Source organism: Sphingomonas yabuuchiae, assembly GCF_014199595.1.
Lineage (GTDB): Bacteria > Pseudomonadota > Alphaproteobacteria > Sphingomonadales > Sphingomonadaceae > Sphingomonas > Sphingomonas yabuuchiae.
The window spans coordinates 1-26,656 of sequence record NZ_JACHNX010000020.1 but is presented as its reverse complement, the minus strand read 5'-3'; the positions used below and the strand labels follow the sequence as shown (position 1 = coordinate 26,656).

The following is a 26,656-nucleotide window of genomic DNA, read 5'->3' as shown; positions in this document are numbered from 1 at the left end:
GCATTTGCGTAATGCCGCCGGGCTTCCTATATCCCCTTTTGCCGGGTTTCACCCGGCTATGACGATAAACTGCGGCGAGTAATAGACGCAGCGGACCCGGGGGCAGTACCCGGCGGCTCCACCATAAAAGGTGGTGTACTTGGACACCGTTTCTGACGGGGCCGAACCAGGATCGACGTGTGTTGAAAAGCGCTGTTTTCGTTCGGAATGGGACCACCGCAACGGCCCATATACACAAGTGCCAACGATAACGAAGCACTCGCGATTGCGGCGTAATTGAGGGCCTCACGGCCTGACATTACACCAAAATAGCGCGGTCGGACCCCACCGGGCAACAGAAGGGGAATCCAGCGGTACGGGGAGCACCGGGCAACAGAAGCTCCCCACTTTCCTGTTCTTGATGTGAGCGCAGGCCGATCGCCGGTCTTCGGCAGCCGTTCAGCCTGAGCGAAGTCAACGTGTCTGGGCTGCGCGTGCCGCCGGGCGTTGTCGCGTGGCCTTCGACTTCGCTCAGGCTGAACGGAGGTGGGAAGATTTGTCTTCTCTACTCTTCGACCCCGGCGAAGGCCGGGGCCCAGTTGCGGTGAGTCATCGAAGGCGGGATACCGATTGCCTCCCTCTCACGATCATAGCGCGCTTTAGGCTGCGTGGAGCCTGGGCCCCGGCCTGCGCCGGGGTCGAAGAAGCGAGTAAGCGGGAAGGGGCTCGTTCACCCCTCCCGCGCCAACGCCTTCAGCTTGTACAGCGCATCCAGCGCCTCGCGCGGCGACAGGGCGTCGACGTCGAGCTTCTCCACCTCCGCCCGGATCGCATCGCACTGTTCTTCCTCGATCTGCGCCGCGGCGGCGAACAGCGGGAGGTCGTCCAGCCCCGCCGCCAGCCCGCCGGTCTTGGCGCGGCCCGCCTCCAGCTTGGCCAGCACCGCCTTGGCCCGCGCCACCGTCGTCGGCGGCATCCCCGCCAGTCGTGCGACCGCCAGACCGTAGGAGCGATCGGCCGGCCCTTCCGAAACCTCGTGCAGCAGGACCAGTTCGCCCTTCCACTCGCGCGCGCGGACATGGTGGAGCGACAGCGCCTCGCACCGCTCGGCCAGCCGGGTCAGTTCGTGATAATGAGTCGCGAACAGGCAGCGGCAGCGATTATCCTCATGGATCGCCTCCACCACCGCCCAGGCGATCGCCAGGCCGTCATAGGTGGAGGTGCCGCGTCCTACTTCGTCGAGGATGACGAAGCTGCGCGGGGTCGCCTGCGCCAGGATCGCGGCCGTCTCGACCATTTCGACCATGAAGGTCGAGCGCCCACGCGCAAGATTGTCCGACGCACCGACCCGGCTGAACAGCCGGTCGACCAGTCCGATCTTGGCGTGCGTGGCGGGCACATAGGACCCGGCTTGCGCCAGCACCGCGATCACCGCGTTCTGACGCAGGAAGGTCGACTTACCGCCCATATTCGGGCCGGTAACCAGCCAAAGCCGCGAGGATTCCGACAGCGAACAGTCATTGGCGACGAACCGCTCGCCGGAACGCGCCACTGCCGCCTCGACCACCGGATGCCGCCCGCCCGTCACGTCGAAACAGGCATGGTCGACCAGTTCGGGCCGGACCCAGCCGCCCTCCACCGCACGTTCCGCAAGGCCGCTTGCGACGTCCAGCCGGGCGAGCGCATCCGCCGTCGCGGCGATCCCTTCGCGCGAGGCGAGCGCGGCGGCGGTCAGCTCCTCCAGATGTGCGGCCTCGGCGGCCAGCGCATGGGCGCCCGCCTGCGCGACCTTGCTGGCGACGTCGTGCAACTCGGGCGTGTTGAAGCGGACCACGCCCGCCAGCGTCTGGCGATGGGTAAAGCCCGACTCCGGCTTCATCAGCGCATCGGCCGAACGCGCAGGGACTTCGACATGATAGCCGAGCACGCCGTTGTGACGGATCTTCAGCGCGGCGATGCCAGTCTTCTGGCGGAATTCCGCCTCCAGCGCGGCGATGGCGCGGCGTCCGCCCGCACCCGCATCGCGCAGATCGTCGAGCGCCACGTCATAGCCCGCCGCGATATAGCCGCCCTCGCTCGCCTCGATCGGCGGCGAGGGGACGAGCGCGCGGCGGAGCAGGTCGATCAGGGCGCCATGGCCACGCAAACGGGGCGTCGTCTCGCGGAGCAGGGGAGGGCCGTCGGTCAGTTGCTCGGACAACGCCCAGGCCCCGTCCAGTCCATCCCGCAGTTGCCCCAGATCGCGCGGGGAACCACGCCCCGCCGCGATCCGGCCGATGGCACGGCCAATATCGGGCAGCGCCCGCAAGGCCGCGCGCAAACGCTCGCGAAGCGCGGCATCGTCATGGAAATGCTGCACCAGATCGAGCCGCGCCTCGATCGCATCCCGGTCCATCAGCGGCGCGCCGATATCCCCGGCCAGCGCCCGCGCACCCGCGCCCGTCACCGTCCGGTCGACCGCATCGAGCAGCGAGCCCTTGCGTTGCCCGTTCGCGGTCTGGGTCAGCTCCAGGCTCTCGCGCGTCGCCGCGTCGATCGCCATCGCGCCCGCCGCCTGCGACAGCACGGGTGGGCGCAGAAAGGGCAGGGCCCCCTTGGCGGTGTGGTCGAGATAGGCGACCAGTCCGCCTGCCGCCGACAGCCCGGCACGGCTGAACTGGCCGAACCCGTCCAGCGTGGCGACGCCGTACAGCCGCTTCAGCCGGTCCTCGCCGCTCCCGCTGTCGAAGGTCGAAGAGGGGCGCAACGTCGTCGCGGCATCGGCATGGACCGCATTCTCGGCGGCGACCACTTCGGCGGCGGCCAGGCGGGCCAGCTCTGCCCCCAGTGCGTCGGCCTTCACATCGATCACCACGAACCGCCCGGTCGAGATGTCGGCGGCAGCCAGCGCCACCGCACCGCCCGCTTCACCGATCGCGACGCACCAATTGTCGCACTTGGCGTCGAGCAGCGCCTCTTCGGTCAGCGTGCCTGCGGTGACAACCCGCACGATTCCGCGCGCGACCAGCGCCTTGGACCCGCCGCGTGCCTTGGCCTCGGCGGGCGTCTCGGTCTGTTCGGCGATGGCGACGCGGTGCCCGGCCTTGATCAGGCGCTGCAGATAAGCGGTCGCGGCATGGACCGGCACCCCGCACATCGGAATCTTCTCGCCTTCATGCTCCCCGCGCGATGTCAGCGCGATGTCGAGCACGCCCGAGGCGATGCGCGCATCGTCGAAGAACAGTTCGAAGAAATCGCCCATCCGGTAGAAGAGCAGGCAATCCTCGGCCTCGGCCTTCAGCGCCAGATATTGCGCCATCATCGGGGTGGGGGTGGTCATCGGCACTTCTTCAATCTTCGGAGAGTTGGGCGGCATGGCGGATACCGAGGATCACCACCGTATCGCCCTCATGGACATAACGCAGAATATAGGGGCGAACCGTCACCATCTCGCGACGACCCTGCGGAATCGGTCGGCCGCGATTGAGAAATTCCCGGAGGGAATCAGCGAGTTCTAGCAATCGCGCACCCAATCGCCGGGCTGCAGAAGGATCGAATTCTTCCAGATAATCGACGATCGCGGCAAGTTGCGGCGAGGCCTGGATCGACCAGCTTATTCGAGCCATTCGCGGGGCAGGGGCTTGCGATCGGGCGTACCCCAGGTCTTCAGCCATTCGGCCATCTTCTCATGCGGCACGAAACGGCCGGCCCGAAAATCCACAAGCGCGCGTTCGTCGGCGGCCAGTTCCGCCGCCTCGTCGCGCTGCTCGAAAATGCCGGGCTCATGCTCCATAGATGAACTTATAAGGCTGATGGCTGGCCTTGCCTAGGGCGGCAAAAGGGCTGCGTGACAGGGTTGTCAGCCACGCCCGAAAGCTTCAAGAGCCGTAGCGTCCTTGTATCCACAGCATCGAAGGCCGCGCGCATGTCCGACGAACCCACCGACCAGTTCTCCGAGCGCGAGGCCCTGCTGTTCCATTCCGAGGGACGCCCCGGCAAGATCGAGATCATCGCGTCCAAGCCGATGGCGACGCAGCGCGATCTGGCGCTGGCCTATTCGCCCGGCGTCGCGGTGCCGGTGCTGGCCATCGCCGAAGACCCCGCCACGGCTTACGACTATACGGCCAAGGGCAATCTGGTCGCGGTCATCTCCAACGGCACCGCCATCCTGGGCCTCGGCAATCTGGGCGCGCTGGCGTCCAAGCCGGTGATGGAGGGCAAGGCCGTCCTCTTCAAGCGCTTCGCCGATGTCGACTCGATCGATATCGAACTGAAGACCGAGGATGTCGACCGGATCATCGACGCGATCGAGCTGATGGAGCCGAGCTTCGGCGGCATCAACCTGGAAGACATCAAGGCGCCGGAATGCTTCATCATCGAGCAGACCCTGCGCGAGCGGATGAACATCCCGGTCTTTCATGACGACCAGCACGGCACCGCGATCATCTGCGCAGCGGGTCTCATCAACGCCTGCCTGCTGACCAAGCGGCGGCTGGACGAGATCAAGGTCGTCGTCAACGGCGCGGGCGCGGCGGCAATCGCCTGTACCGAGCTGATGAAGGCGATGGGCGTGCGCCACGACAATGTCATCATGTGCGACCGCACCGGCGTGATCTATCAGGGCCGCGACGACGTCAATCAATGGCAGTCGGCGCATGCCGCCGCCACCGATCGCCGCACCCTGACCGAGGCGCTGCACGGCGCGGACGTGTTCCTGGGCCTGTCGGCGGCGGGTGCGTTGAAGCCCGAGATGGTCAAGGACATGGCGCCGTCGCCGATCATCTTCGCGATGGCCAATCCCGAGCCGGAAATCCGCCCCGAGCTGGCAAAGGCCGCGCGCCCCGACGCGATCGTCGCGACCGGCCGTTCGGACTATCCGAACCAGGTCAACAACGTCATCGGCTTCCCCTTCATCTTCCGCGGCGCGCTCGACGTGCGCGCGACCGGCATCAATGACGAGATGAAGATCGCCGCCGCCAACGCGATCGCCGAACTGGCGCGCCAGCGCGTGCCGGAGGAAGTGGCGCTGGCCTATGGCACGCAGCACAGCTTCGGCCCGGAATATATCATCCCGGCGCCGTTCGACCCTCGCCTGATGGAGCTGGTCCCCTCGGCGGTGGCCAAGGCGGCGATGGATTCGGGCGTGGCGACGCGGCCGATCCTCGACATGGACGCCTATCGCCAGAAGCTGCGGGCGCGCCTCAACCCGACCACCTCGGTCCTGACCCTCGCCTATGAGGGTGCCAAGGCGCATCCGAAGCGCGTGCTGTTCGCCGAGGGCGAAGAGGAAGTGGTGCTGCGCGCCGCCATCGCCTTCAAGGAGGGCGGCTACGGTACCCCCGTGCTGGTCGGTCGCGACGATGTGTATGACCGTCTGGCGGCACTGGGCGTCACCAACCCGCAGGAATATGAAGTCCATAACAGCCGCACCTCGGAGATGGTGCCGCAGATGGTCGACTTCCTGTACCAGCGGCTCCAGCGTCGCGGCTATCTGCGCCGCGATGCCGAGCGGATGATCAACCAGGACCGCAACATCTTTGGCTCGGTCATGCTCCAGCTGGGCCAGGCCGAGGCGATGATCACCGGCATCACCCGCACCTATGCGCAGAGCTTCCGCGAGATCCGCCGGGTGATCGATCCGGTTGACGGCAAGGTGCCGTTCGGCATCCACCTGCTCGTCGGGCAGAGCCACACCGTCTTCATCGCCGACACCACGGTCAACGAGCGTCCCTCGGGCGAGGAACTGGCCGACATCGCCGAGCGCACCGCCGCGGTCGCCCGTCGCATGGGGCATGAGCCGCGCGTGGCGTTCCTGTCCTATTCGACCTTCGGCAATCCCGAAGGCCAGTGGATCGACAATGTCCGCGACGGCGTGCTCGCGCTCGACAAGCGGCAGGTCGGGTTCGAATATGAAGGCGACATGTCGCCCGACGTCGCGCTGAACCCCAAGCAGATGGCGAACTTCCCCTTCTCGCGCCTGTCGGGTCCGGCGAACGTTCTCATCATGCCGGGGCTCCAGTCCGCCAATATCTCGGCCAAGCTGCTCCGCGAACTGGGCGGCGACAGCATGATCGGCCCGATGCTGATCGGTATGGAAAAGCCGGTGCAGATCGCGCCGATGACCTCGACCGCCGGGGACTTGGTGACGCTGGCGGTGCTGGCGGCGGGCGGCATCGCGCGCTGATCTTCGTCGGACGGTAAGAAAGGGGGGGCTGGGCAGCAGAAGTTGCCCGGCCCCTTTTTTGCCTCCCCTGCAAGGGGAGGTGGCAGGGCGAAGCCCTGACGGAGGGGGGCGCTGTGCGAGGTTCCGCCATCCTCGCAAGTGGTAACACCCCTCCACCAGCTTCGCTGGTCCCCCTCCCCTTGCAGGGGAGGAAAAGTACGTGACCGCGAAGCCACAACTCCACCCCGTCACATTCCGGTCATTACGCTGTCGCCACGGTGTCACGCACCGGCCCCATGCGCCCGCTCCATTGGGTTAACGAGCCATTTGGGGGCCAGATTACATGGTAAAGTTTCTGATCGGTGTCGCGCCGCTGGCGCTGATCGCATCGGGTGCGTCGGCGCAGACCCTGCCCGTACAGGCCGCCGTCACCGGCACGACCACCGATCCGGTCGCGGCCGATCCCGCGCCCGAGGGCGAGCAGGCCAATGTCCCGGCCGATGTCGTCGTGCTTGGTTTCGGCCAGAGCCGCCAGGTGCAGACGATCACCGCCGCCGATCTCGGCCGGCTGACCCCGGGCACGTCGCCGCTCAAGGCGATCTCGAAGCTGCCGGGCGTCAATTTCCAGGCGGCCGATCCGTTCGGGGCCTATGAATGGTCGACCCGCATCTCGCTTCGCGGGTTCAACCAGAACCAGCTGGGCTTCACGCTCGACGGCGTGCCGCTGGGCGACATGAGCTATGGTCCGACCAACGGCCTGCATATCAGCCGCGCGATCATTTCCGAGAATATCGGCTCGACCAGCGTGGCGCAGGGTGCGGGTGCGCTCGGCACCGCCTCGACCAGCAATCTGGGCGGCACCATCCAGTTCACCAGCCGCGCGCCGTCCGACACCGCCGCGCTCGCCGCCTCGGGCACCTATGGCAGCAACGACACGATCCGCGCCTTCGTCCGCGCCGACAGCGGCGACCTGGGCGGCGGCCTGAAGGGCTATCTGAGCTATTCCTATCTGACCACCGACAAGTGGAAGGGTTTCGGCAGCCAGCGCCAGCATCAGGCCAATGCCAAGATCGTGAAGGACTTCGGCGACCGGGGATCGATCACCGGCTTCTTCAACTTCTCGGATCGTCGCGAGAACGACTATCAGGACCTGAGCCTCGATATCATCAAGCGTCGCGGCTATTATAACGACAACATCACCAACGATTATCCGCTCGCGATCCTCTATGCCAAGCAGGCGACCAACGGCGCGGCGGCCGCGGCCTATGCGCGCGCCAATAACGGGTCGCTGACCGGCTTTTCCGCGCCCTATGCCGGGATCGGCATCGGCCTGCCGACCGGCATCACGCTGGACGACGGCTATTATGACGCGGCGGGGTTGCGCCGCGACTATCTGGGCGGCGTGACCTTCGCGGCCAAGCTGACCGAGGCGCTGTCGCTGACCTCGACCAGCTATTACCACCATAACAAGGGCCAGGGTTCGTGGATCACGCCCTATAGCCCGACGGTAGCGGGCGCGCCCAATGCCGACGGCACGCCGATCACCAACCCCGCGCCGCTGTCGTTCCGCACGACCGAGTATAGCCTCGACCGCGCGGGCACGATCGCCAAGCTGGCGCTGACCACCGGTGCCAACAAGCTGGAACTGACCGGCTGGTATGAGAGCAACACGCTGCACCAGGCGCGTCGTCTCTATGGCATGACCGACACCGCGACGCCGAACCGCAGCGCGCTGGATTTCCAGCGCAATCCGATGGCGACCGTCTGGAACGGCAAGTACGACACCGAGACGCTGCAATATTCGGTCGGCGATACGCTCGACATCGGCCAGCTGACCCTCAACGGCGGCTGGAAGGGGATGCGAGTTCGTAACCAGGCGAACACGCTGGCGGGCACGCTGGCACGCGGGCGGATCAAGAGCGAGGACTGGTTCCTGCCGCAGGTCGGTGCGGTGCTGCACCTGGGCAACCAGGCGGAAGTCTTCGCCAGCTATACCGAAAATATGCGCGCCTTCATCGCGGCGGCGACGGCTGCGCCCTTCTCGATCAGCCAGGCGGCGTTCAACTCGGTCACGGGCACCGTGCGACCCGAAAAGTCGAAGACGGCCGAGGGCGGCCTGCGTTATCGCACCGGAGGGCTGCAGCTGTCGGCGGTCGGTTATTATATCGACTTTTCCGACCGCCTGCTGACCTATTCGGTCGGCACCGCGATCCAGGGTATTCCGCCGACGCTGAACAATGTCGGCGGCGTGGAAAGCTATGGCGCGGAGGTTTCGGCCTTTTACCGCCTGACCTCGGCCTTCTCGGCGCTGGCCAGCTATTCCTACAACCATGCCACCTATCAACAGACGGTGCGTGACGGCTCGGGCAACCTGCTCGCCGAAAAGGGGCGTTACGTCGTCGACACGCCGCAGAACATGGTCAAGGGCGAGCTGGTCTATGATGACAGCCGGTTCTTCGGCCGCGTCGGCGCGGACTATATGTCGAAGCGCTACTTCACCTATCTGAACGACCAGTCGGTGGCGGGCCGGGTGCTGGTCGACGCCAGCATCGGTTATCGGTTCCCGAAGGAATGGGGCGGTTTCGCGATCGAGGGCAGCGTGACCAACCTGACCGACAAACGCTACATCGCGACCATCGGTACCAACGGCTTCACGGCCAGCGGCGACAACCAGACGCTGCTCGCAGGCGCGCCGCGCCAGTGGTTCGTGACGCTGAAGAAGGGGTTCTGAGCTAAGCCGTAATGCACGCCCCTCCCGTAAACGGGAGGGGATGGGGGAGGGCAAGGAGTCTCACCGAGACCATCGCTTGGGGCCTTGCCCCCACCCCAAACCCCCCCCCTGCCGGGAGGAGGGGCTTTCAGACAGCCCAGGCCCCAATATCCGCCTGCTCCCCGATCAACGCCAGGCCATGCGCGATCGAGGTGAGTTCACCCCCGGTCGCGATCCTCTCGCCGCCGAAGCGCAGCTCGAACATTTGCCGGATCGCGGGCATCAGCGAGGTGCCGCCGGTCAGGAACACCCGGTCGATCGCGCCCGCCTCGGTCCCTGCCGCCGTCAGCGCCCGGTCGACCGCCTGCTCGATCCGCGCGAGGTCGGGCGCGATCCAGCTTTCGAAATCCTTGCGGGCCACATCCGCCTCGATCGACAGCCCGCCGCCCTCGAAACGGAACCGCGCGTTCTCCGCCGCCGACAGGTCGCGCTTCACCCGCCCGACCGCATCGTAGAGTCGATATCCCTGTTCCTCCTCGATGATCGCGATCATCCGCCCGATGGCCTCGGGGTCGAGCGCGGCGCGGCGCAGCTTTTCCAGTTCCGCCAGCGTCTTGCGATTGCGCATCAGCGCCAGCCGCGACCAGTCGCCGAAATCGGCGAAATAGCCGCGCGGGATTTCCAGGACCTTGTCGAATGAGCGATATTTTCCGCCCGCGCCCAGCAGCGGCAGGACGAGATGATCGATCAGCCTTTGGTCGAACCGATCCCCCGCGATACCGACACCAGCATGGCCCAGCGGCTCGCAACGCCGATCCGCGCCGGGGGCGGCGATGCGCACGACCGAAAAGTCGCTGGTGCCGCCGCCGAAATCGGCGACCAGCACGGTGGCAGGCTCGGTGATCCGCGAGGCATAGCTGAACGCCGCACCCAGCGGTTCATAGACATAATGGATTTCGGCCCCGAGCCGCGCGAACATCGCGTCGTAACGCTGGCGAGCCAAAGCCTCGTCCGGTCGGTGCCCGGCATATTCGACCGGCCGCCCGACGACGATCCGCGCCGCCTTGCCGTCGAGGGTGCCGCCGCTGCGCGCCGCCATCCGGTCCAGAAAGGCGCGGCCCAGTTCCTCGAAGCGATAGCGTTTGTCGAACACGGTGGCGTGCTCGAAGACGGGCGAGGCGGCGACCGACTTGAACGACTGGATGAACCGGCTGCCGCCCGGAAAGTCGAGATATTCGGCGATGGCCCATGGCCCCGCCTCCACCTCGATGCCGTCATCCTCCCAGAAACACAGCGCCGAGCGGAAGACGGGGTCTTCGCCCTTCGGCGCTTTGAGCGGGACGAGATGCGAGTCGCCGCCCTCGGCGCGGGCGATCACCGAGTTTGTGGTGCCGAAGTCGATACCGAGGATGGCGTGCGGGGTGTCGGTCATGCGGCGTCCGCTACACGATGCGAGTGCTGAGGGCAGGGGGTTTCTTGCCTTCTTGCTCCCCTCCCGCAAGCGGGAGGGGCTGGGGGAGGGCAAAGCCACAGGCTACGGTCTCTGCGAGGTTCCCGGCCCTCCCCCCGACCCAGTTTCAGGTAAACGATGCCCCGCATCGTTTAGGTCATGCCGGGGAGCATGACCGACCTGAAACTCGCCTGCGGGAGGGGGAGCAGAAGGTCATCGGCTATTGGAGCCCAAATCCGGCCACCGCTCCAGCATCGCCGCCGTCACGCCGTTGGTCCAGCCAAAGCCGTCCTGCGTCGGATATTCTCCGCCGCCGCCGGGCTTGCGTTCCTCGACGTCGTATTTCTCCAGCAGCTTGCCCGTCTCGGCATAGGTACGCGCGACGGTGGCGACCCAGCGGCGGGCGATGTCCTTGGCCAGCGCCTGTTCGCCGTACCGCTCCAGCCCCTCGACCGCGATCCATTGCAGCGGCGCCCAGCCATTGGGCGCATCCCATTGCTGGCCGGTGCGCAGGCCCGTGGTGCGCAGGCCGCCTTCGCCGATCAGCGTGGCGCGGGTGGTGGCGGCGACCGCACGCGCCTGGTCCGCGCTGGCCAGTCCGGCGAATAGCGGGAAGAGCGATGCGGCGGTCTTCGCAGGCGTGGGCCGCTTGGCCACCCGGTCCCAGTCGGCATAGCGTCTTTCGGCCGCCACCCAGAGATAGCGGTCGATCGCCGCCTTGCGCCGCGCCGCCATCTCGGTGAAGCGCCGCGCCGTCGCCGCATCCCCCGCCGCCGTCGCGCGGGCGGCGATGCGGGTTTCGGCCATCCACAACAGACTGTTGAGATCGACCGGCACGATATCGGTGGTGTGGATCGTCTCCAGTCGCATCGGATCGGCCAGCCAGCGCGAGCTGAAGTCCCAGCCCGATTCTGCCGCCGCCCGCAGATCGCGCTGGACGACGCCAGCGGCACGCGGCGCGGCCTTGGCGGCGGTCTCGCGGTCCTCGCGCCAGCTTTCGTCGCGAGGGCTTTCGCGCGCATCCCAATAGCGGTTGAGCAGGCTGCCATCGGGCATCCGCACGACATGGGCGCAGGCCCCCGAGGCATCGAGGCAGTTCGCCCCCGCCATCCAATAATCATGCTCGCGCACCAGCGCCGCCAGCCGCCGCTTCGCCAGTACGGGATCGCGATTGTCCGACAGGTCCATCATCAGCGGGAGGAAAGGCGGCTGAGACCGGCTGAGATAATAGGTCCGCGTGCCGTTGGGGACATGACCGTAACGCTCGACCAGATCGACGAAATCGGCCAGCATCGCCTCGATCAGCGGGGCCTGGCCGTCCGCCTTCAGGCCCAGCATCGTGAAATAGCTGTCCCAGTAATAAATCTCCTGGAACCGGTCGCCCGGCACGACATAGCCATGGTCGAGGCCCAGCGCCGACGATCCCGCCACCGGCGTAAAAGGCGCGCGGCCCAGGATCGGCCAGAGCTGGCGGATGCGCTCGCGCAAGGGGGGCTTGGTCTGGGTATCGCCGCGTACCGAGAAATAGCGACGGACGAACGCGGCCAGCGCCTCCTTGCCGATCGGCTTTTCGCGCGCATAGGCGGCCATGATCGCCTGCGGGTCCTCGCGCGGCACCGCGTCGGCAAAGGTCTTGCCGTCGGAAAACACCTGCGCCTCCTGCACTGCGCCGAAAAGCGGGCCATAGATATCGGCGGGGGAGGGCGGCGCGTTCTGCGCCTGGAGCAGCAGAGCCAGCGCGGGCAGCAGGACCAGCGGGCGCAAGCGGTTGGCGATCATCATCCTCTCCTGTCTATTCGGTTCGCGCGGCGCGGGGCAGCAGGACGGTGGCCGACAGGCCGCCGCCCGGTGCTTCGTCCAGGACTAGCCGACCGCCATGCAGTTCGGCCAGTTCGCGCGCGATCGCCAAGCCGAAGCCATGCCCGTCGCCGCGCTCGTCGAGCCGCGCGCCCGCCTGCGTCGCGCGGAGCCGGTCGGCCTCCGGGATGCCGGGGCCGTCATCGATGACGCTCAGCCGGATCTGCCGCCCTTCCGCGACCGCCGTGATGGTCACCCGGCTGCGGGCATGGCGGGCGGCATTGTCGACCAGATTGCCCGCCACCTCGTCCAGATCCTGCGCGTCCATCGTGACCGACAGATCGTCGGCGATGTCGGTGGTGATGCGCACGCCCCGTTCGGCATGGATGCGCGCAATGGCATCGGCAAGGTCGTCCATCGCCGGGCGCAGTGCGGTCGCGGCGCGACTGGTGCCCAGCTGCACCCGCGCGCGCGCGAGGTGGTGGCGGATGGTGTCATCGATCCGCGCGACCTGCGCGGCGCGGAGCGGATCGTCCGCCAGATCGAGCGCCAGAGTCGCCACCGGCGTCTTGAGCGCATGCGCCAGATTGGCCGCCGAGGCCCGGGCGGCCGCCAGCGCGCGTTCGCTGTCGGCGGTCAGCGCATTCAGCTCGGCGGCGAGCGGCTGGAGCTCGGCGGGTTGATCCTCATCGACGCGGGTGCGCTCGCCCGTCCGGATGGCGGCTACCTCTTCGCGCAGCCGCCGCAGCGGGCGCAGGCCGAGCCGCAACTGGATCAGGCTGGCGGCGGCGAGCAGCACGCCCAGCCCCGCCAGCATCGCGAGCAGCGGCACCAGCGCGGCACGGATGGGCCGCGCCACGACCGCGCGCGGGGCGGCGGCGGTGATCGTCACGACCCCGCGTGTCGAGGGGATGGTGACCTGCCGGGCATGGACGCGAACGCCCTGTTCGGTGCGACCCTCGGCCGGGCGGGGCGGCTCGACGGGCGCGGGCCCGCCGGGCGGAGGGGCAGGGGGCGGGCCGCCCTCGACAGGCCCCGGCGGATGCGGCGCAGCGAGCGGCGGAAAGTCGCCCGACCCGATCACCCCGTCCGGTCCCGCGATCCGCCAGCGCCAGCCGGGTTCGGGCTCCAGCAAACCGCGCCGCTGGTCGACGCGGGCCCGGTCCACCTTACCCTGTCTGTCGATGGCGGAAGCGAGGACGGCGATCTCGGAATCGAGCCGCTGGTCGAGCCCGCGCGTGACGATCCCCTCCAGCGCGCTCGCCAGACCCCAGCCCGCGAGCAGCAACGCCGCCAGGATCGCCGCCCCCGAGATCAGGATCATCCGGCCGTGAATCGACCGGGGCAGTCTCACGCGGCCTCTCCGGCGGTCAGGCGATAGCCCATGCCCCGCACGGTCTCGATCAGATCGGCGCCGATCTTCTTGCGCAGGCGGCCGACGATCACCTCCAGGCTGTTGGAATCGACATCGGCGTCGCCTTCATAGACGCGCTCGAGCAGTTCCAGCCGGGGGATGACCGCCTCCTTGCGGAGCATCAGCGCAGACAGGACGCGCCATTCGAACGCGGTGAGCTTCAGCGGCAGGCCGTCCAGCTCGAACTGTCCGGTCTGGCTGTCGAAGGAGAGGGGCCCACAAGTCAGGCGCGGCTGGGCATGGCCCGCCGCACGGCGGACCAGCGCGCGCAGGCGCATGACCAGTTCCTCGACGCGGAAAGGCTTGGTCAGATAATCGTCCGCGCCCGCCTTGAACCCGGCCACCTTGTCCGACCAGCCATCGCGTGCGGTCAGGATCAGCACGGGCAGGGCGCGACCCGCCTCGCGCCATTGACGCAACAAGGTCATGCCGTCGCCATCGGGCAGGCCCAGGTCGAGCACGGCGGCGTCATAGATTTCGGTATCGCCCGCATGGCCCGCATCGACGCCGCTGTCGAACAGGTCGACCGCGCATTGCTCGGCACGCAAGGCCCGCGCGATGGCGGGGCCCAGTGCGGGATCATCCTCGACCAGCAAAATCCGCATGACCTGTCCGTTATCCCCTTATCGCCCCGCTATCGTCGCATAGCCTAAACCCAATCTGAACCGCGCGGTTCAGCGGGCATCGGGGCGAATCACCTAAAAGCATCTCCATCAACCAAGGAGATCGACAATGTCTCGTTTCCATATTCCGACCCCCCGTCTGCAGGGCAAGGCACCGCTGGCCGCCGCCGCTGCGGTCCTGATCGCACTGGGTGCGGGCGGTGGCGCCGCCGCCGTCTCGATGACCCGGCCGAACGTCACCATGGCACCGACCGTCCAGACGCCCATCGCCAAGCTGGCCTCGACCAGCGGCGTCGTCACCGCCAAGGGGCGGGTGGCCGAAGTCTTCGGCGACCGTTTCGTGGTGCAGGACGGCACCGGCCGGGCGATGGTCGCCAGCAACCGCGACGCGATGCCCGCGGTCGGCAGCAATGTGATGGTGCAGGGCCGCTATGACGACGGCATCATGCACGCCCAGTATCTGGTGGGCCCCCAGGGGACGGTCACCCCGGTCGGCCCGCCTCCGCCCCCGCCGGGCGGTCCGCGTGGCCCCGATGGCGGCCCCGGTGGCCCGCGTGGTGACGGCCCGCCGCCGCCTCCGCCGCCCCCCGGCGGTCCGGGCGGACCCGGTGCTCCGGGTGGTCCGGGCGCCTCGCCGCCGCCCCCGCCGGGTGGCTGCGCACCGGGTGCGGTGCCCCCGCCGCCCCCGCCTGCGCCGGTAAACGGTGCGGCACCGCAGGGTGCGCCGGTTCCGCCGCCCCCGCCGCCTGCCGGGGCTCCGGCACCCACCGGTGCGGTTCGCCCGGCGCGGTGATCCGGACATGACGAAGACGCCCTCCGGCTTTGGTCGGGGGGCGTTTTTGTTTGGGGGCAAGGTAGTGGCGTGGCCTTCGACTTCGCTCAGGCTGAACGGAGGTTGGGAACAGGGCTTGCCCCAAACGCCGTTCGGCCTGAGCGAAATCGAAGGCCAAGGGAATCCCGCCCCCACAAGGAACCTTCGCCCCTCCCACCGTTTAGCCCCCCATGCGCTGGCTTCGATCGCTCGACATACCGGCCGAATGGCTGTGGCTTCAAAACCTGACGATCATTGCGGTCGCGATCCTCGTCGCCGTGCTGGTACACAGCGTCGCGATGCGGATCGCCGGGCATGCCGCGCGGCGGACGGCCAGCCAGAGCGACGATCTGGTCCTCGCGCATATCCGCCAGCCCCTGCGCTGGGTCGCGATCGCCATCGCGGTCAGCTTCGCGATGCGCCTCGTTCCGATGTCGAGCGATGGGCGCGAAATCTGGCGGCAGGCCTTGGGTTTCGGTGTGCCCGCCCTGCTCGGCTGGCTGGCGGTATCCGCGCTGCGCGCACTTCAGGGCGTCGTCTATCTGCGCGCCGATATCAGCGTCGAGGACAATCTCCGCGCCCGGCGAAAGCGGACACGGGCGCAGATATTGGGGCGGATCGGCATCTTCCTGATCGTGTTCCTGACCGTCTGCCTGATGCTGCTCAGCGTGCCCGGCATCCGCACCATCGGCGTCACGCTGATGGCGTCGGCGGGTATCGCAGGGTTGGTCGTCGGTGCCGCCGCGCAGCCCGCGCTCAAGAACCTGATCGCGGGCGTGCAGATGGCCTTTACCGAGCCGATCCGCCTCGACGACGTGGTCATCATCGACAATGAATGGGGGCGGATCGAGCAGATTCACCTGACTTTCGTGGTCGTACGCATCTGGGACGAGCGGCGGCTGGTCGTGCCGGTCGCCAAGTTCCTGGAGAACAGCTTTCAGAACTGGACGCGCGAGACCAGCCAGTTGCTGGGTTCGGTCTTCTGGTATCTCGATCCGGCGGCGGACATTCCACGCCTGCGCGAGAAGATGGGCGAACTGGTCGAGGCGAGCACGCGCTGGGACCGGCGGTTCTTCAACATGCAGGTGACGGACGTGAAGCCGGACTCGATCGAGGTACGCGGGCTGATGACGGCGCGCGATGCTTCGACCGCGTTCGACCTGCGCTGTGAAATCCGGGAGGGGTTGCTGGACTATATCCGGCGCGACATGCCCGAGGCCTTGCCCCGGCGGCGGTTGGAACATTCTACCCCCGTTCCTCCCCTGTAAAGGGGAGGGGGACCATGTGCAGCATGGTGGAGGGGGCGTGCCGCTGGGCTAGTCCCATGTGGCAAGCCCCCTCCGTCAGGGCTGACGCCCTGCCACCTCCCCGTGCCGGGGAGGATCAGTGGGTCGCTTCTTCGATCGCCTTGGCCTCTGCCTTCGCCCCGTCCCCGCGCAGCGCGGCCAGGAACAGCTCGCACCACCAGAACACATCCTCGCGCCGGACATTTTCGATCAGGCTTTCCCAACGCCGGATACGCTCGGCACGCGGCATGGCCAGCGCCTGGACGATCGCGTCGGACATTTCCTCGGCGCTGTACGGGTTGATCAGGACCGCGTCCTTCAATTGTTCGGCGGCACCGGCGAAGCGGGACAGGATCAGCACGCCGGGGTCTTCCGGGTCCTGTGCGGCGACATATTCCTTGGCGACCAGGTTCATCCCGTCGCGCAAAGGCGTGACCAGCCCGATCCGCGCCGCGCGATAGATGCCCGCCAGCACCGGCCGAGGAAAGCCCTTGTTGACGTAGCGGATCGGCACCCAGTCGATATCGGCATATTCGCCGTTGATCCGCCCCGACAGCGCATCGAGATTGGCGCGAATTTCCTGATAGGTGTTCACCTTCTCGCGGCTGGGCGGCGCGATCTGGAGCATATAGACCAGTGCGCGTCGCTCGGGATTCTGCGCCAGAAAGCGTTCGTAACCCAGGAACCGCTCAGCCAGCCCCTTGGAATAGTCGAGCCGGTCGACGCCGACGATCAGGCTGCGCCCCGTGGCCGACATATACATGCGCTCGCGCGCGAAACGGGCATCATGGCCGTTCGCGGCTTCCTCGAACTCCCGGGTCTCGATGCCGATCGGCGCGCGAATCGCCTGGATGGTGCGGCCGTTCCACGTCACTTCGCCATTCTCGCCGAGCGTCCCGCCCAGCTCCTTGGTCACATAGTCGCGGAAGCTGTCCAGCCAGTCCTCGGTATGGAAGCCGACCACGTCATAGGCGAACAGCGACTCGACCAGCTTGCGATGGCTGGGCAGCGACATCAGCAGCCGCACCGGCGGCCACGGGATGTGGAGGAAAAAGCCCATCCGGTTCTTGAACCCCCGCTTGCGCAGGTCGCGGCCCAGCGGGATCAGGTGATAGTCATGCACCCAGACCAGATCGTCGGGCTCGATCAGCGGCTGCACCGTTTCGGCGAAGCGATCATTGACGCGCGCATAGCCGGAATCGAAGTCGCGCTCGAACTCGGTCAGGTCGATCCGATAGTGGAAGAGCGGCCACAGCGTCCGGTTGGCATAGCCGTTATAATATTCGTCGATATCCTGTTCTTCCAGGTCGATCGTGGCGGTCGTCACGCCGCCGCCCTGCTGGAAGTTGATATGGCCGCTGAACTGGTCGGTGGTCTCCCCCGACCAGCCGAACCAGATGCCGCCCTGTTCGCGCAGGGCGGCGAGGAGTGCGACCGCCAGCCCGCCCTGATTTCCGCCCGGCCCGGTGGTGGGCGGCTGGACCCGGTTCGAGATGACGATCAGGCGACTCATCGCACGGCACTCCATGGTTTACTCAGCAGGACGGCGCAGTTGATCAGGCCGACCAGCGAATAGGTTTGCGGATAATTCCCCCACAGCTCGCCCGTATTCGGGTCGATATCCTCGGACAGAAGCCCGGCGGGGGTACAGCGCGCCACCATCTCCTCGAACAGCGCGCGGGCGTCCTCGTGACGCCCGGTGACATACAACGCTTCGATCAGCCAAAAAGTGCAGACATTAAAGGCGGTATGCGGCAGGCCGAAGTCATCCTCGGTCGCATAGCGCAGCATGTGGCTGCCCCGGCGCAGCCCCTTTTCGACCGCATCCAGCGTCGAGCGGAAGCGGGGATCGTCGGGCGACAGGAAGCGCAGGTCGAGCAGCTGGATGATGCTGGCGTCCAGATCGTCGCCGCCGAACGTTGCCGACATACGCTGCGTTTCCTCGCGCCACGCCGATTGCTCGATCGTCTCGCGCATCAGGTCGGCGCGCTCCTGCCAGAAGGCGCGGCGTTCCTCCAGGCCCAGCGCCTGCGCGGCATTGGCGAGGCGGTCGCACGCCGCCCAGCACATGGCGGCGGAATAGGTATGGACATGGCTCTTGGTGCGAAGTTCCCACAGCCCTGCGTCCGGCTGGTCGTATTTGGCCCAGGCCCGTTCGCCGACGCGCTCCAGCGAGTGGAAATCCTCGACGCCCGACATGCGGAACAGGCGGGTGTCGAAGAACGCCTGCACGTCGGACAGCACGATCTGGCCGTACGCATCGTGCTGAATCTGCTCATAGGCCTGGTTGCCGACGCGCACCGGACCCATGGCGCGATAGCCGGGTAGCTTGGTCTCGATCCGCTCGACCAGGGTCGCCTCGCCACCGACGCCGTAGAGCGGCTGGATATGCCCGCCCCGCGCGGCATCGACGATGTTGCGGAGATATTCGAGATAGCCCTCCAGCACGTCGAGCGCGCCCAGCCGGTTGAGCGCCTGCACCGTGTAATAGGCGTCGCGAATCCAGCAGTAGCGATAGTCCCAGTTGCGCCCCGAATCGGCATGTTCGGGCAGCGAGGTGGTCAGCGCGGCGACGATCGCGCCGGTTTCCTCATGCTGGCACAGCTTCAGCGTGATCGCGGCGCGGATGACGACCGCCTGCCACTCGACCGGGGTGGCGAGGCCGCGCACCCAGTGATGCCATTCATGCGTGGTGCGCTCCAGCATGGCGCGGCTCGCCTCGCTGAGCACGCCCGCGAAACTCTCGTCCGGGCCGAGGAACATGTGGATCGGGCGCTCGAGGCGGAACCATTGTTCGGCGGCGATATGGCCGACCGGCGCGTCGGTGGTCAGGCGCAGCGTCTGCTGCGTCATCAGATAGCGGATATGGTTGGACCCCTGGGTCCGTTCGGTGGGCGTACCCCAGTCGGTCGCGACGCGCAGCGCGATGCGGATGCGGGGGCTGCCGATAGGCCGGACGATCCGCACATAGCTGGTCGGGCGGTAGACGCGGCCCTCGCGCGAGAAACGCGGGCAGAAATCGGTGATCTCGATGCCGTTGCCCCGGTCGTCCATATGGGTGGTGACCAGGATCGGCGTATTGCGGAGATAGCCTTGCGTGGTCGAGACCCGGTCCTCCAGGTCGATCGACCAATAGCCCGTCTCAGGTTCGCCATCGCCAAGCAGGGCGCAAAAGGCGGGGTCGCCATCGACGCGCGGCACACAGCCCCAGACGAAGCGGCCTGCCGAATCGACCAGCGCGGAAACCTGGCAATTGCCGATCGGCCAGAGGTTCATGTCCTGTTGCATTACTTGGCATTCTCCAGCGCTTGGGCGAGCCATATATGGACGGCGGCGACATCGGGCAGGCGGTAACGGGCGGCGGTCTCGCGCATCGGCCCGACCAGCACGCCCGCGCCGCCTAGCGCGGCGGCGGCGACGAAGCCGTCCTCGTCGGTCACATCGTCCCCGAAGAAGATCGGGACCGTGCCCTGCATCGCGGGGGCCTGCATCAGCGTCTCGATCGCCCGGCCCTTGTCGCCGGGCAGGCGGATCTCGACCATCATCTTTCCGGGTTGCAGGGTCAGGCCGTGACGCTCGGCGATGGCGGTGGCTTCGCGGATCGCGAGCGATTCGGCTTGCGGATGGCGGCGATAATGGAGGCCTGCGCCGAAGCTCTTGGTTTCGAAATACAGGTCGTTGGCCTCGGCCACGGCGCGCATTTCGTCGGTCGCGGTGGCGAGATGGTCGGGCTTGTCGGGCTGGACATGGCCGTCCTCCGGCGAGCGGCGTTCGGCGCCGTGACTCCCTGCGAGGGTGAAATGCTCGGCTTGGGGGCCGAACAGCGCATCCAACTGCGCGATCGAACGGCCGCTGACAATGGCGAGACGGCCGGGCATGTGTGCGGCCAGCGCGTCCAGCCGGTCGGCGAGTTGGGTGCTGACATGCACCCCTTCCGGGTTGTCGGCGAGGTCGACCAGCGTGCCGTCGAAATCGAGGAACAGACTGTCCGTCGCGGACAGGCGGGGCGGGGGCGGGGCAAGGTCGGCCAGCATGGGCGAAAGCATAGCGGATGCGGACATGCCGAGTGAACCCATCCCCGCCGCTCGCGTTCCGCTGCGCTGCCGAAATGATTACGGAAGGGGGGCGTGGGGAACTTCCGTCGCGTGCCGCCGGGTGCTCCCCCTCCCGCAAGCGGGAGGGGGATGGGGGGAGGGCCCTCTCCACGCGTGGCGTCGCCTGTGGCTTTCCCTCTCCAACCCCTCCCGTCTACGGGAGGGGAGAAGAAGTGGATGAGGCCATCCGCACACAACAAAAAGGGCCGGCGATCGCTCGCCAGCCCCTCTTTTCCGAACCGTAAACCGGGCCTTAGTACACCCGCTTCTTCGGCTTGATATACTCGATATCGTCGGTCAGCGTGTAATCATGCACCGGGCGATAGTCGATCTCGACCCCGCCGCCCTGGCCGCCCCAGCCGTCGAAGGTCGCGACGGTGTGCTTCATCCAGTTGGCGTCGTCGCGATCGGGGAAGTCCTCGTTCACATGCGCGCCGCGGCTTTCCTTGCGGTTCAACGCCGATTCCATCGTCACGACCGCCTGGCTGATGAGGTTGTCCAGCTCCAGCGTCTCGACCAGATCGGTGTTCCAGATCAGCGAGCGATCCTTGATGCCGATGTCCTTCATCCGGTCATAGGTGGCGCGGATCATCTGGCGGCCTTCGGTCAGCAACTCGTCGGTGCGGAACACGGCGCAGTGGCGCTGCATCGTCTTCTGCATCTCGCTGCGCACCGAGGCGGTGGTCGAGCTGCCAGCGGCGTTGCGGAAGTGATCCAGGCGACCCAGCGCCAGCTCTTCCGAACCGGCGGGCAGCGGCGCGTGCGGCGTGCCGGGCTTCAGCGTGTCCTTGATGCGCAGGCCGGTCGCGCGGCCGAACACCACGAGGTCGATCAGCGAGTTTGAGCCCAGGCGGTTCGCGCCGTGCACCGACACGCAGGCCGCTTCGCCGACCGCGAACAGGCCGGGGACGACCGAGTCCGGGTTGCCGTCCTTCAGCCGGACGACCTCACCGTGATAGTTGGTCGGAATACCGCCCATATTATAATGGACGGTCGGCGTGACGGGCAGCGGCTGGCGGGTCAGATCGACACCGGCGAAGATCTTGCCGGTCTCGGTGATGCCGGGCAGGCGCTCGGCCAGGACCTTGGGGTCGATATGGTCGAGATGGAGGTAGATATGATCCCCCTCCTTGCCGACGCCGCGCCCTTCGCGGATTTCCATCGCCATCGAACGCGACACGACGTCGCGGCTGGCGAGATCCTTGGCCGACGGCGCGTAACGCTCCATGAAGCGCTCGCCCTCGGAGTTGGTCAGGTAGCCGCCTTCGCCGCGCGCGCCCTCGGTGATGAGGACGCCGGCACCATAGATGCCGGTCGGGTGGAACTGCACGAACTCCATGTCCTGGAGCGGCAGGCCCGCACGCAGCACCATGCCGCCGCCGTCACCCGTGCAGGTGTGCGCCGAGGTGGCCGAGAAATAGCAGCGGCCATAGCCGCCGGTCGCCAGCACGACGTTATGCGCGCGGAACCGGTGGATCGAGCCGTCTTCCATGCACAGCGCGATCACGCCGCGGCAATTGCCCTGATCGTCCATGATCAGGTCGAGCGCGAAATACTCGATGAAGAAGTCCGCGTCATATTTCAGCGACTGCTGATACAGCGCGTGCAGCATGGCGTGGCCGGTACGGTCGGCGGCGGCGCAAGTGCGCTGCGCAGGCGGGCCTTCGCCCATATTCTGCATCATGCCGCCGAAGGGGCGCTGATAGATCTTGCCCTCTTCGGTACGGCTGAACGGCACGCCCGCATGCTCCAGCTCATACACGGCGGCGGGCGCCTCGCGGCACAGATATTCGATCGCGTCCTGGTCGCCCAGCCAGTCCGACCCCTTGACGGTGTCGTACATGTGCCAGGTCCAGTGGTCCGGGCCCATATTGCCGAGCGACGCGGCGATGCCACCCTGCGCAGCGACGGTGTGGCTGCGCGTCGGGAACACCTTGGTGATGCAGGCGGTCTTCAGACCCGCTTCGGCGATACCCATGGTCGCGCGCAGGCCCGAGCCGCCCGCACCCACGACGACGGCGTCATAGGTATGGTCGATGATCTTGTAGGCGGCAGCAGACATTATGCAGCGGCTCCAAAGGCGATCTTGAGGATCGAGAAGATGGCGATGGCGGCGATCGTGAAGACGAACAGGTTCATGACGACGAGCAGCGCGACCCGGTTCTGGTCCTGCTCATAATCCTCGATCACGACCTGAAGGCCCAGGCGCATGTGATAGAAGATCGACGCGACCAGCATCGCCATCGGAATGGCCGCCCAGGGATTGGACAGCCACAGATGCATCGCGGCGTAATCGAACGAGGGCTGGCGCAGGATCGAGATCAGCAGCCACACGACTAGCAGGAAGTTCGACCCCGCCGTCAGGCGCTGGTTGAGCCAATGATGGGTGCCCGACTTGGCCGAGCCCAGGCCGCGCACGCGGCCGATTGCGGTTCCCGAACGCATCACTTGATCCCCAGATAGAGCCAGAAGGCCACCGTCATCACAACCGCGAAGATCATGGTGGCCTGCGCCTGCAGCTTGTTCGACTTCAACTCGAAGCCCGCGCCCACGTCCATGAACAGGTGGCGGATGCCGTTGGCCATGTGCTGGAACAGGCAGGCGGTCAGGCCGATGCCGACCACATAGCCGATGATGTTCAGCCCGCCCGACTGGACGGTGAAGACGTCGCGGAACGTCGCATAGCTTTCGGGACCCGCGGCGACCGCCGCCAGGAACCAGACGAGAAGCGCCGCGCCCACGGTCGCCATGCCCGTGCCGGTGGCACGATGCAGGATGGAGACCAGCATGTTGGGACCCCATTTCCAGATCTGGAGGTGCGGGGAGAGCGGGCGTGCGGTGTTGCGGGCGGCCAAGGGCAGATCCTCGAACAGTCTAAAGTCGGGCTGGTTTGCGGATACGCCTATGGTGAAGACGCCGACAGGATGCAAGTCGCGAGGCGAGATTCGCGGTCTCGGCTGGCCATGGCGGCATGGCCCGTCCGGCGGCTAACCCGCCTTTAACGCTTTTTGCGCCAGAATCAGCGGCATCACGTTCCGATTGCCTGAACGCGGGAGCCGCTATGCCCGAACGGGAAAATATTGTTGCCGAGACCGATCTTCCTCCGCCGACGGAGATTACGGCAGGGATCGATCTTGACGCGCGGGTTCGCGCTTTCGACGGGGGCGACGGCGCGCTGACCCGCCTGGCCGCCGATCTCTGGCCCGCCATCGAGTCGCGCGCCGATGAGGTGATCGAGGCCTATTGGAATCACTGGCGCCGCGCCAATCCCGGTGCGCCCGACTGGACCAAGATGGACCGCGAGCGGCAGCTGACGGCCGGGCGCGCCTATCTGCGCAACCGCTTCTGCCATTTGTCGGGGCGCGACTGGGTCGAGTCGCTGGGGCGTTCGATCGCGTCCGCCTATGCCGCCGGGGTGCCGCCGATGGATGTGCTGGCCATGTCCTGCGCCAGCGACCGTGCGGCGCTGAAGGTGTTGCAGGAATCGGTGCCGCCCGACGATCCCCGTCGCGAGGTGATGATCGACACGCTGCTGCGCCTGTTCGGGATGGAGACCGAGCTGACCGTCGAGCTGTTCGCGGGCTTTCGCGAATGGAGTGCCGAGCGCGAGCGCGAACGGCTGGCGGGCGACTTTCGCAACGGCATCTCGTCGGTGGTCGAGAATGCCAGCGTCGAGGGCCGCGATCTGCGGCGTCAGGCGCAGGAAGCCTCGCTGTCGACGCGCGGGATGCTGGGCAAGTCGAGCGAAGTCGCCGCCGCCGCCGAACAGTCGGCCGTCGCGATGCGCGAGGCGGCACAGACCGCCGCGGGGCTGATCCGCGCGATCGAGGATGCCCGCACCGAGGTCGATCAGGCCGCCGATGTCGCCAACCGCGCCGCCGATCAGGCAGGGCAGGCGGTCGGCATGTCGGAGATGCTGTCGGACCATGCCAAGTCGATCGAATCGATCCTGGGCCTGATCCGCGACATCGCCGGGCAGACGAACCTGCTGGCGCTCAACGCCACCATCGAGGCGGCGCGCGCGGGCGATGCGGGCCGGGGCTTTGCGGTCGTCGCGCAGGAGGTGAAGAGCCTCGCCAGCCAGACCGCGCGCGCCACTGACGACATCGCGACCAAGATCGCCGCCATCCAGGCCGCGACCCGCTCGACGGTCGAGACCAATGCCTCGATCAAGGCGACGGTCCATGAGGTTCAGGTGTCGGCCGAGCGGATCCGCCATGCGATGGAGGCGCAGGCCCAGACCGTCACCGCGATCACCGCCGCGGTCGACGAAACTGCGCTGGCCGCCGACTCCATGTCGCACACCATCGCCGCGATTCGCCAGGATACCGAGCATGTCGCGCAGGAGATCGACCGGGTCGGGCGCGGCTTCGACCATCTCGATACGCAGCTGGGCGACCTGAAGACCAGCGCCAGCCAGTTCGTCGCGCGAGTCGCGGCCTGACACCAGATCCTCCCCGTGTCGGGGAGGATCGATCCCGCCGGTTGACGCATCGGCCCCCGCCCGGCACGGCGGGGGCATGACGACGATATTGGTAACGGGCAGCAGCCGAGGCATCGGCGCGGCCATCGCATCGAGCCTGGGCGACCTGCCGGAGACGCGGGTCCTGGGCCATGCCACGCGCAGCAGCCCCGGCGCGAATCTGGCCGCCGACCTTTCCGATCCCGATGCGCCCGCCCGGCTCTGGGCGGAGGCGCTGGCGCAGGCGGGCGGCGCGATCGACGTCCTCGTCAACAATGCCGGTATCTTCGAGGCGAGTCCGCTGGACGCCGACGACTGGTCGAACAGCTGGGCGCGGACCATGCAGATCAACCTGACCGCGTCGGCCGAACTCTGCCGTCTCGCCGTGCTGCACTGGCAGGAGCGGGGCGTCGGCGGCCGGATCGTCAACATCGCCAGCCGCGCCGCCTATCGCGGCGACTCGCCCGCGCACTGGCATTATGCCGCATCCAAGGGCGGCATGGTCGCGATGACCAAGACCATCGCGCGCGGCTATGCGGCGCAGGGTATTCTCGCCTTCGCCGTCTGCCCCGGCTTCACCATGACCGGCATGGCTGAGGATTATCTGGCCAGCCGGGGCGGGGACAAGCTGCTCGCCGACATCCCGCTCGGTCGCGTCGCCTCACCCGAGGAGGTCGCGGCGACCGTCCGTTTCCTGTGCACCGACGCGCCGCCCTCGATGACCGGTGCGGTCCTCGACGTGAATGGAGCAAGCTATGTCCGCTGACAGCTGGAAGCTGACCCTGCCTTGTACCCGCGACGAGGCGGAGGCGATCGACGCCGCCGACGATCTCGCGATCGAGGCGGTCATCATGACCACCGAGGAGGTGGAGGACGACCGCGAGCATTGGCGGCTCGACGCCTATTTCGAGGCCGAGCCCGATGCCGCCACCATCGAAGCGATCCGCGCGCTGGTGCCGAGCGCGGGCGACCACCCCGCCACGGTCGAGCATGTGCCCGCGCAGGACTGGGTGACGATGAGCCAGGCCGGACTTGAGCCGCTCTCGGTCGGGCGCTTCTTCGTCCATACCGGCGACGAGGTGGTGCCGGAGGGCTTGCGCGGCTTCCACATCCCGGCGGGGCGCGCCTTCGGCACCGGGCATCATGAGACGACCAGCGGCTGCCTCGCCATGCTCGATGCGATGGCTTCGGGCATGGTGACGAACGCCATCGATGTCGGCACCGGCACCGGCCTGCTGGCCTTTGCCGCGCGGCATCTCTGGCCCGAGGCGAAGGTCGTCGCGACCGATATCGATCCGATCGCGATCGATGTCACCGCCGAGAATGCGGCCATCAACGGGGTGGACGGCGTCGAACTGATCGTCGCCGATGGCGCGCTCGCCGATCCGATCATGGCGGCGGCGCCCTATGATCTGGTCATCGCCAATATCCTGGCGGGGCCGCTGATCTCGATGGCGCCGGAACTGGCCGCAATTGCGGGGCCGGAAGCGACTTTGGTGCTGGCAGGCCTGCTGGAGACGCAGCGCGCCGATGTGGTCGCGGCCTATGAAGCCTGCGGCTGCACGCTGGAGACGGTCGACCGGCGCGGCGACTGGAGCGTGTTGCGGCTGCGGGCGGGGCGCGAGCGGTTCGTGCCGAACGCGCCGTTCGATCCTAAAGGGCGCGACGGCTGGGCACTGGATATATAGCCTTATCTACTCCCCTCCCGCAGGCGGGAGGGGCTGGGGGAGGGCAGGGCCACCAGCGATGGTCTCGGTGAGACTCCCGGCCCGCCCCCCCCCCCCCCCCCCCCGGGGGGGGGGGGGGGGGGGTGGGGGGGGGGGGGGGGGCCGTACAAGACACCCCCGTCGCGTGCCCCCCACGCCCCCCAACCCGAGAAGCGGGGCGC

The 26,656-nt window shown here is 67.4% G+C and carries 20 protein-coding genes and 1 other RNA gene; 8 read left to right on the top strand and 13 right to left on the bottom strand.

Annotated elements, in window-relative coordinates; all coding sequences use genetic code 11:
- Positions 1-350: a transfer-messenger RNA gene (ssrA, locus tag GGQ89_RS16650) on the top strand.
- A gap of 359 nt (positions 351-709) precedes the next feature.
- Here the strand turns inward: ssrA and mutS are convergent.
- The 3 genes from mutS to GGQ89_RS16635 are packed head-to-tail and all read right to left on the bottom strand — an operon-like array spanning position 710 to position 3,751.
- Complete coding sequence (gene mutS / locus GGQ89_RS16645; protein ID WP_184106523.1) at positions 710-3,280, bottom strand: DNA mismatch repair protein MutS; 2,571 nt, start codon at positions 3,278-3,280, stop codon at positions 710-712.
- A 28-nt stretch (positions 3,281-3,308) separates the two neighbouring features.
- Positions 3,309-3,584 carry a type II toxin-antitoxin system RelE/ParE family toxin gene (locus GGQ89_RS16640; RefSeq protein ID WP_184106508.1) on the bottom strand — a complete coding sequence of 92 codons (276 nt, stop codon included), beginning with the start codon at positions 3,582-3,584 and terminating at the stop codon, positions 3,309-3,311.
- Positions 3,572-3,751 (bottom strand): hypothetical protein, encoded by a 180-nt coding sequence (locus GGQ89_RS16635; protein ID WP_056433535.1) that lies wholly within the window; start codon positions 3,749-3,751, stop codon positions 3,572-3,574. Before GGQ89_RS16635 ends, GGQ89_RS16640 begins: the two co-directional genes overlap by 13 nt.
- 132 nt (positions 3,752-3,883) lie before the next feature.
- On the opposite strand from GGQ89_RS16635, the gene GGQ89_RS16630 reads away from it, so the two are divergent.
- Both GGQ89_RS16630 and GGQ89_RS16625 read left to right on the top strand, forming a co-directional pair.
- Positions 3,884-6,142 carry an NADP-dependent malic enzyme gene (locus GGQ89_RS16630; RefSeq protein ID WP_184106507.1) on the top strand — a complete coding sequence of 753 codons (2,259 nt, stop codon included), beginning with the start codon at positions 3,884-3,886 and terminating at the stop codon, positions 6,140-6,142.
- Positions 6,143-6,464: 322 nt separating this feature from the next.
- Positions 6,465-8,852, top strand: a complete 2,388-nt coding sequence (locus GGQ89_RS16625) for a TonB-dependent receptor (protein WP_184106506.1) — start codon at positions 6,465-6,467, stop codon at positions 8,850-8,852.
- Between the two features lie 127 nt (positions 8,853-8,979).
- Here the strand turns inward: GGQ89_RS16625 and GGQ89_RS16620 are convergent, their stop codons facing one another.
- The 4 genes from GGQ89_RS16620 to GGQ89_RS16605 all read right to left on the bottom strand — a co-directional run bounded on the left by GGQ89_RS16620 (position 8,980) and on the right by GGQ89_RS16605 (position 14,097).
- Entirely contained in the window at positions 8,980-10,263 is a 1,284-nt protein-coding gene (locus GGQ89_RS16620) for an Hsp70 family protein (protein WP_184106505.1), read from the bottom strand.
- Positions 10,264-10,494: 231 nt separating this feature from the next.
- Complete coding sequence (gene treF, locus GGQ89_RS16615) at positions 10,495-12,060, bottom strand: alpha,alpha-trehalase TreF (protein WP_380772848.1); 1,566 nt, start codon at positions 12,058-12,060, stop codon at positions 10,495-10,497.
- Between the two features lie 13 nt (positions 12,061-12,073).
- Entirely contained in the window at positions 12,074-13,432 is a 1,359-nt protein-coding gene (locus tag GGQ89_RS16610; RefSeq protein WP_338112343.1) for an ATP-binding protein, read from the bottom strand.
- Complete coding sequence (locus tag GGQ89_RS16605) at positions 13,429-14,097, bottom strand: response regulator (protein WP_184106503.1); 669 nt, start codon at positions 14,095-14,097, stop codon at positions 13,429-13,431. Before GGQ89_RS16605 ends, GGQ89_RS16610 begins: the two co-directional genes overlap by 4 nt.
- Positions 14,098-14,224: 127 nt before the next feature.
- On the opposite strand from GGQ89_RS16605, the gene GGQ89_RS16600 reads away from it, so the two are divergent.
- Both GGQ89_RS16600 and GGQ89_RS16595 read left to right on the top strand, forming a co-directional pair.
- A complete protein-coding gene (locus GGQ89_RS16600; RefSeq protein WP_184106502.1) occupies positions 14,225-14,908 on the top strand; it encodes a hypothetical protein in 684 nt (227 codons plus the stop codon).
- A gap of 209 nt (positions 14,909-15,117) precedes the next feature.
- Positions 15,118-16,194 carry a mechanosensitive ion channel family protein gene (locus GGQ89_RS16595; RefSeq protein ID WP_184106501.1) on the top strand — a complete coding sequence of 359 codons (1,077 nt, stop codon included), beginning with the start codon at positions 15,118-15,120 and terminating at the stop codon, positions 16,192-16,194.
- Between the two features lie 115 nt (positions 16,195-16,309).
- Here the strand turns inward: GGQ89_RS16595 and GGQ89_RS16590 are convergent, their stop codons facing one another.
- The 6 genes from GGQ89_RS16590 to sdhC form a co-directional block, all read right to left on the bottom strand.
- Positions 16,310-17,725, bottom strand: a complete 1,416-nt coding sequence (locus GGQ89_RS16590; protein WP_184106500.1) for an alpha,alpha-trehalose-phosphate synthase (UDP-forming) — start codon at positions 17,723-17,725, stop codon at positions 16,310-16,312.
- Positions 17,722-19,500, bottom strand: coding sequence for a glycoside hydrolase family 15 protein (locus tag GGQ89_RS16585; protein WP_184106499.1), 1,779 nt, complete (start codon positions 19,498-19,500; stop codon positions 17,722-17,724). Before GGQ89_RS16585 ends, GGQ89_RS16590 begins: the two co-directional genes overlap by 4 nt.
- Positions 19,500-20,258 (bottom strand): trehalose-phosphatase, encoded by a 759-nt coding sequence (otsB, locus tag GGQ89_RS16580; protein ID WP_244955806.1) that lies wholly within the window; start codon positions 20,256-20,258, stop codon positions 19,500-19,502. Before otsB ends, GGQ89_RS16585 begins: the two co-directional genes overlap by 1 nt.
- A 301-nt stretch (positions 20,259-20,559) precedes the next feature.
- Positions 20,560-22,368 (bottom strand): succinate dehydrogenase flavoprotein subunit, encoded by a 1,809-nt coding sequence (gene sdhA, locus GGQ89_RS16575; RefSeq protein WP_056433568.1) that lies wholly within the window; start codon positions 22,366-22,368, stop codon positions 20,560-20,562.
- A complete protein-coding gene (gene sdhD / locus GGQ89_RS16570; protein ID WP_184106497.1) occupies positions 22,368-22,751 on the bottom strand; it encodes a succinate dehydrogenase, hydrophobic membrane anchor protein in 384 nt (127 codons plus the stop codon). Before sdhD ends, sdhA begins: the two co-directional genes overlap by 1 nt.
- Complete coding sequence (gene sdhC / locus GGQ89_RS16565) at positions 22,751-23,179, bottom strand: succinate dehydrogenase, cytochrome b556 subunit (RefSeq protein WP_184106521.1); 429 nt, start codon at positions 23,177-23,179, stop codon at positions 22,751-22,753. The genes sdhD and sdhC overlap by 1 nt, the downstream gene beginning before the upstream one ends.
- Positions 23,180-23,367: 188 nt before the next feature.
- On the opposite strand from sdhC, the gene GGQ89_RS16560 reads away from it, so the two are divergent.
- The 3 genes from GGQ89_RS16560 (at position 23,368) to GGQ89_RS16550 (ending at position 26,456) form a co-directional block, all read left to right on the top strand.
- A complete protein-coding gene (locus GGQ89_RS16560) occupies positions 23,368-24,750 on the top strand; it encodes a methyl-accepting chemotaxis protein (protein WP_184106496.1) in 1,383 nt (460 codons plus the stop codon).
- A 76-nt stretch (positions 24,751-24,826) separates the two neighbouring features.
- A complete protein-coding gene (locus tag GGQ89_RS16555; RefSeq protein ID WP_184106495.1) occupies positions 24,827-25,534 on the top strand; it encodes an SDR family NAD(P)-dependent oxidoreductase in 708 nt (235 codons plus the stop codon).
- On the top strand, positions 25,524-26,456 hold the full coding sequence (locus GGQ89_RS16550; protein WP_184106494.1) for a 50S ribosomal protein L11 methyltransferase: 933 nt from the start codon (positions 25,524-25,526) through the stop codon (positions 26,454-26,456). The genes GGQ89_RS16555 and GGQ89_RS16550 overlap by 11 nt, the downstream gene beginning before the upstream one ends.
- The last annotated feature ends 200 nt before the right edge of the window (positions 26,457-26,656 follow it).